The organism is Gordonibacter sp. (assembly GCF_036667095.1).
GTDB lineage: Bacteria > Actinomycetota > Coriobacteriia > Coriobacteriales > Eggerthellaceae > Gordonibacter.
In genome coordinates, this window is the sequence record NZ_JAVWUP010000163.1 from 1 (window position 1) to 5,631 (window position 5,631).

Below are 5,631 nucleotides of genomic sequence, written 5' to 3' on the forward strand. Positions count from 1 at the left end.
CGTGAGTTCTTCAAGGCTTCTGACCCTCTCGCCATGCAACGTATCCAATCTCTTCAACTTGGAAACCGCAACCTCTGCAAGCTTTCCCTTTATGGTCTTGAGGTCGACAGCCTTCAAAGCCTCCATCCTTTGCCCGTCGGCAGCATATTCGGCGTAATCCTTGGGGAGATGGGCAAAGCACCCGTAGAATTCCAGGAAGGACTGAATTTGCTTGCTTTCTTTCACAACGCATCTTTTCAAATACTCTTTGATACAGTTTTCCAGGGTTTTATCATTTGTTAGCACGACATCATCGAGCTGTTTAAAGCCTATGGAGTGAAAGGTCTTGCAGCTTACGTTTTTTATCCCGGCTCGTTCTATCCGTTCGGTTAGTTCATGTACGGATTTTCTCGTAAAGGACGTCACAAGGATTCTTTCCGGATCGATGCCCCGGCGATCCACAAGATATTTGATCTTGCCGACAACGGTGAGGGTCTTACCACTTCCAGCACCGGCGATTATGAGATTACTGTATTCGTCTGTAAATATAGCAAGCCTCTGCTGGTCATCGAGGCTCTTGCCGTCAACGCTGCTTAGTAGAGAATCGCAAATCTTGGCTTCACACTGGACGTAGGCAGAATTCCTGTTCTTCCGGGTCAAATCAATTACATGTGCATCAAGGAAGGATTTGAGAGTTTTCGAATACTGATGAGACATCCTGAACCAGAAAGGAACTCGGAGCACTTCAGCTTGCAGTTCTTCTGTTTCGGATGCAATCGCGTCCCAATCCCGTTTCATTAGATAGCCGGAGTCGAAATCCAGAAGACGCGTTTTTCTCTCATGCAAGTTACGTATCTTAGTCAGCAGATAGTCAAGCTTATCTTTATATTTACCAGCGCCAGCTTTGCCGCTCCGGCTTAGTAAAATAGCGGTTACTAAGCACACAATACCCAGCACGGCAATCAAGATGAAAATGAGGAAGGAAGACAACTCCATTTGGAAGCCTTTCTGTGTCTTCGGTATTTGTGGGGGCATTCCGTCAACTTGGATGCCAAACCAGGTGGTTTCAATTGTAGTATAGAGCTGCAAGCTGTTCCACTCATATTCAGGAAGCTCTGTACATTAATTAACGACTAGTCTCCAAATGGAAAAGAGCAGATGAGGCTCAGTATTTGACTGCGAAGCATATTCCGTTGATGGATAATGCGTAGTCTTTTGGTCGCGCAAGTGTGCCGAGTATGCTCGACGTAAGCGTCAAAAGCAGCGTGTAGTTGTGGGCTTGAGAAAACTCTCGGAGTTTTCTCAAGCAGGGCCGGAATGCTCCGAGAGTCTTCTCTGCTTCGTCGGAGAGAGAGTTGTGGAATCGGTGTCTAAGATGGAATCATCAGCCATCATTCGATGTATTTGCGGGGATTAAGTCCGTTCATCTTGGTCGTGGTCACCACCGAGTAGATTCCCTCAGGGGCCGCACCACCGCGTGGCGTGTCGCTAAAAGGAAGTTTTTGCGGCCGATCACAAAGGGCTTGATGGCCCTTTCTGTCAAGTTGTTCAAAAATTCCAAACGTCCGTCATCGAGTACATTTGTGACCTAAGGCCAATACTCTATAGTAGATGTAAGGGCAGCATAAAGCGCCATGCCAGGTACTGCTTCGAGTTTACGCGCTTGTGCCCAGATGGAGAACTCTTCCATGATACTTTATACTATAGGTGAAGATAAGCAGGAGTATTTGCAGATGCGGAAAGCATAAATGACACGGCTATCAGTGAAATTATAATGCTTGCAGCAGCTGTGTATTTGAGCGTAATTATAATTGAGGCGCAGGGCATGAAAAGAGTTAAACATTATGGTTGGATTGGATTCACACAATAGATTAATATCAACGTTCATTCTTACGCTTAGCGAAATACCAGGTGTAGGTTTAAGGACGATACAGAAGGTGCTTGAGAACAATAGGGGACGGATTGAGAGTGAAGCCATTCTGGATGAGGGGTTTGCCTTATCCCTTGGGGATAAGGCAATTAATAAGAACATATTAAAGGGGAATTCATTTTGGTGGAATTACGAAACAAGAGCAGATGATATATTGGAACGAGCTCAGAGCGCGGGCATAAGCGTGTTGCACCCTTATATGAGTGCCTATCCAAAAAGGCTGTTATTCAATAAGAGATTCCCGCCCATTCTGTTCTGTAGAGGCAATATTGATATATTGAATGAAGAGAAGATTGTAGCCATTATTGGGACGCGCGAGCCAACTGAGTTCGGATGCAGAATGGGGCAAAGACTCGCTGAAATACTGGTCAACGAGGGCTATGTAATTGTTAGCGGACTAGCGCTAGGATGTGACACGATTGGACACGAGGGCGCACTTACTGCCGGAGGAAAAACCATTGCAGTTTTACCAACACCGATAGATGCCACGGTTTATCCGGAGAAAAACCAGCCACTTTCTGAATGTATTTTAAAGAATGACGGGCTCCTCATTTCTGAGTATCCTCCTGGTGTTGAGTTACGTGGCAAGCAGCTAGTAAATAACCTCGTTGCGCGTGATGAATGGCAACCTGGTTTGTCTGATGGATTAGTTGTTATTGAGACTAGTGCAACTGGTGGGTCAAACCATGCCTTGCGATATGCCTTGAGTACCGATACGCCTATTGCGGTTTTTGATTACAGTCACAAAGACAATATAGACTTCTATAGAGATGAACGTTTTGGCGGGAATGTTGAATATATTAAGAATTGCCAAAGCGGTAATATTACACCAATTTTCGAGGCATCAACTATTGAGGTCTTCAAAAAAAAGATGGAGGAATATAGAGCCGTCATTCACGGTTCTCCTTGGGAAAAACCCATTACCACAAAATGCGGTGGACAGCAGATGGTCTTCTTCGATTTATTAGTATAGTTAGCAGGTGTTTGACGATATGTATGAAAACATGATAAACGACTATAGAATTTGCTTTGAAGGTCTTCCTGATCCTGTGTTTTATAAAAGCTTCTATCCTCCGGGCGGCTGCGGCAGTGCAAAATGGCTGTGGGATTTTTTTAACTATGCACAAGGACTAAAGCTTGATAAAGATAAGGAAGGTCATAAGTTTGAAGAATATCATCGGCTCTACATTGATGATATACGCGACTTATTGAACGCCGTCATGCGCGACAATGAGCACTCAAAGCGCGGTGTTGTCGTGATTCCATCGAGTAAGAAGGATGCTGTAAACAGAGTTACCGAGATTGTTAGGGAGGTGCTAGCTCGTAATCCTTCACCTTATAAAGACTTGACTCGGGTAGTTGTTCGGACGGAGGATAAACCTACAGCCCATAGTGGGGGAAAACGCTCAATTCGAGGCAATGTCGATACACTCAAAGTCTTAAGTCCACAGGAGGTTAAAGGGCTAAAAGTAGTAGTTGTCATCGACGATATACTAACTTCCGGGAGTTCATTTAGGGGCATGAACCAAGTATTGCGTGATGCGGGATTTGAAGGGTTGCTGGTAAATTTTGCATTTGCTCGAACACTTCCCAGTGAAGCTATTGGAATTTATGTAAATCATGAATCCGGGTTTATGCTTAAAGGTTTTCCACGAATGAAAAATTTGGAGCGAAATCCGCCATCAAAAAATATTCCTGTAGAACATGGCTGCCAAATAGTCTTTAATGATGGGTCGTGCAAGACATACCAAAGTGACTACGAGATTCTTAAGAAAGCAGGTTATATAAAGTGCCAAACGGAAAGCGGTGCCTACAGGGCAGTTTTTGACCCCGCTATAACATTGAGGTTTTCCGATGGTTCAGTTTTCGATTTCTCAAATATTGGCACAGTTGCAAAACACTTAAAAAACGTGACATATAGACCTCCCATTGATGGAATCATATTCGATCTCGATCAGACATTGCTTGAAGACACCATTAGGGATATTGCATACGAAGAAAATCCTTATAATGCCTCGCCTTTTCCATATAAACCCTATGATGGCGTTCGAGAATTGATGAAGCTACATATACCATTTGCGGTAGTCAGTAACAGACCTGAAAGTAATCTCATTAACATAATTCAGGAACGCGTTGTTGAAGAGGCATTGTATCCAGATTGGCATGAAGGATCTGATGCCGCCGATGCTGGAATAAGCAAATGGAACACCATTTGTCATGGACACCACAATCTAGATCAAAAAAAAGTGTTCATTCCTGCTTATAAACTTCCGGAAAATGTATTCTCGTTTCCTTCTGAAACGATTGATGGATATAAGTGTTGTTTCTACAAACCTTGTACGAGAGGCATTGATCAAGCAAAAAACTGGCTAATCGATCAATTCCCGGGGTTAGAAAAGGACTCGCGAATCATTGGTCTTGGAAACACGCATGAAGATATCATTTCCTACAACACGGCTGGTATAGAAAGTTGCTTGGCTCTATGGGGGGTGCCGGAATACTTAAAAACATATGCCCTAGATAATTGGGGTGCAGATTATGTACTCTATAACCTAAAAGAGTTTATTGATTGGTGTCGTAATGGTGGAGTTTAAGGTTGCGGGTTCTTGGCTCAAATTGGGGCATTGCATAATGGAGCGGATAATTATAGCTTTTGCGTTCAACAATCAACGCGTCTCGTATTGCACCCGATGATGCAGTCGTCGATGTCAATCCGTATCTATTTGGTGGCGTTAAAGAGCATAAGTCTCTAACATGCAGGAAAGGAGCCTCCGAGAGATTTCTTTCCAGACGCGGATTCGTAATCGCTTGCGCCCGAAGGGGTGCTTTTTGTTGCCCGCCGGCCGCCTACCTTAGCGTGCTTCCCTAAAGAAAAGTTCATTATCCTTTCTTTGCGAGCACGCTTTTTTCATCTTTTTCCCGGCGGCAAAAAGCATCATTGCGTTGATTTTGCGGGCGTCTGCGGGGCAAAGGGCAACGCAGCGCATGCAGGTGATGCAGCGTTCGGCGTCGGTTGTGTTGGGGTGGTCTGCCGCAATGGCCTGTGTGGGGCAGCTTGCCGCGCACGTGCCGCATAGGGTGCAGCTGTCGCCGGCGCGTGGGGTGAAGGGCAGGCCGGTGTAGGGGGTGTAGGGTCGCGTTCCCCCAACTTCCACTTCTGGCAAAGGTGTGCCCTGTTCAAGGGCATCTTTAATGCGCTGCGCCCAGGTTTGCAGCTCTTTTTTATCGGCTGCATCGGGTCTGCCTGTGCCGAATTGATGCATGATGGAGTGTTCCGTTGCCGCGGCAATTGCGGCAACGATGTGAAAGCCCTTGCGCGAAAGGGTGTCTTTCAGTTCAAGCAAGGTGTCGTCGTAGGCGCGGTTGCCGAAAGTTGCCACCAGCACCGTGGGTGTCGCCGAAGCTTTCATGTGCGCAAGATGTTCGAGGGCGCAGGTGGGCACGCGGCCGCCGAAAGCGGGTACCCCCACAAGGCACAGTTCGTCTGAAGCGAAGGTGTACTCGGCATACTCTTTGTGTGGGTCGGAAATGTCGATGTCGCGCACTTCGCCCTCCCAGGCATCCGAAATAAGTTCAATGACTTTTTGAGTACTGTTTGTGGGGCTGAAATAAAGGCGATTAATTTTCATGGAGCAGACCTCCTGGCTCGTATTATTTTGATGGAATACAGTATAGGACTGGCGTCAGTGGTCGCGGTGGCTGGCTGTTTTAATTTCAAGACC

General features: G+C 45.9%; 4 protein-coding genes and 1 pseudogene. 2 read left to right on the forward strand and 3 right to left on the reverse strand.

All coding sequences use genetic code 11. The features are described 5' to 3' along the window. On the reverse strand, nucleotides 1-1,068 hold a 1,068-nt coding region (locus RR842_RS11415), incomplete at its 3' end, for a UvrD-helicase domain-containing protein (RefSeq protein WP_332729796.1). A 329-nt stretch (nucleotides 1,069-1,397) separates the two neighbouring features. Beyond that, nucleotides 1,398-1,528: pseudogene (locus tag RR842_RS11420) on the reverse strand (transposase); the annotation flags it as partial. A gap of 388 nt (nucleotides 1,529-1,916) precedes the next feature. Here RR842_RS11420 and RR842_RS11425 point away from each other — a divergent pair. Together RR842_RS11425 and RR842_RS11430 are read left to right on the forward strand one after the other, a co-directional pair. Beyond that, nucleotides 1,917-2,882: a DNA-processing protein DprA gene (locus tag RR842_RS11425; protein WP_332729797.1), complete on the forward strand. Its 966-nt coding sequence runs from the start codon at nucleotides 1,917-1,919 to the stop codon at nucleotides 2,880-2,882. Nucleotides 2,883-2,901: 19 nt separating this feature from the next. Continuing rightward, nucleotides 2,902-4,503: a hypothetical protein gene (locus RR842_RS11430; RefSeq protein WP_332729798.1), complete on the forward strand. Its 1,602-nt coding sequence runs from the start codon at nucleotides 2,902-2,904 to the stop codon at nucleotides 4,501-4,503. 258 nt (nucleotides 4,504-4,761) lie between these two features. Here the strand turns inward: RR842_RS11430 and RR842_RS11435 are convergent, their stop codons facing one another. Next, on the reverse strand, nucleotides 4,762-5,538 hold the full coding sequence (locus RR842_RS11435; protein ID WP_332729799.1) for a 4Fe-4S binding protein: 777 nt from the start codon (nucleotides 5,536-5,538) through the stop codon (nucleotides 4,762-4,764). Nucleotides 5,539-5,631: the final 93 nt, after the last annotated feature.

Excerpts from the sequence above, each read along its gene's own strand:
- RR842_RS11430 (WP_332729798.1), top strand. The coding sequence starts at position 2,902 with ATGTATGAAAACATGATAAACGACTATAGAATTTGCTTTGAAGGTCTT.
- RR842_RS11435 (WP_332729799.1), bottom strand. The coding sequence starts at position 5,538 with ATGAAAATTAATCGCCTTTATTTCAGCCCCACAAACAGTACTCAAAAA.